2 protein-coding genes are annotated in these 668 nt (G+C 50.0%); both read left to right on the top strand.

What is annotated here, in order from left to right; all coding sequences use genetic code 11:
* The coding region (locus EP376_RS22675; protein WP_206074847.1) for a helix-turn-helix domain-containing protein at window positions 1-352 on the top strand (352 nt) is incomplete at its 5' end.
* Window positions 349-668, top strand: a 320-nt coding sequence (locus tag EP376_RS22670) for an ImmA/IrrE family metallo-endopeptidase (RefSeq protein WP_206074845.1), incomplete at its 3' end; no start/stop codon positions are given. The genes EP376_RS22675 and EP376_RS22670, both read left to right, overlap by 4 nt.

Here is a 668-nt window from a genome sequence, read left to right as displayed (position 1 = left end):
TATAGGCGTAGTGTCAACTGCCGATGAAACTGATGGTATTTTTGCTGTCCGATTGCGTAACGCGCGCGAGCAACGGGAGCTTAACCAGACAGAACTTGCGAAGTTAACTGGCCTGCAACCTGCTGCTATTGGTCACTTTGAAGCGAACCGCCGGAAGCCGTCCTTTGCTAACATTCGCGCGCTGGCCAAAGCACTTGAGGTGTCATCCGATTACCTCTTGGGCAGGGCAGACACCATCAAGGGGGCTACGACAGCATTCAGGAATGAAGAGAGCCTGAATCATGCTGATCGTGAAAGCATTCAACTGATGATCGACACACTTGCAAGGCGGCGGGAGGATCGCGAGAAGTGAGTAAGTTCAGACTCAAGATGTCTCGATTGAAAGGCGAACAAGTCGCAAGCCAGTTTGGATTTGAGGCGCTTCCTATTGATCCTTTCAAGATAGCAGAAGATGAGAGCATCGTAGTTGAGGCAAAGAAGCCTGACCGTGAAGGTATGAGTGGCTGCATTGTTTTTAACGATGATGGTGTTGGCATTATATACGCTACGCACATTCGCAGTGAGGGCTTTCGGCGCTTCACCGTAGCGCATGAACTTGGACATTACTTTCTTGAAGGACATCCAGAAGAGATACTGAAAACTGCCCCGGTTCATTTTTCCAAGGCGGG

The organism is Alexandriicola marinus (assembly GCF_004000435.1).
Lineage (GTDB): Bacteria > Pseudomonadota > Alphaproteobacteria > Rhodobacterales > Rhodobacteraceae > Alexandriicola > Alexandriicola marinus.
This window is presented reverse-complemented; position numbering and strand designations above follow the sequence as displayed.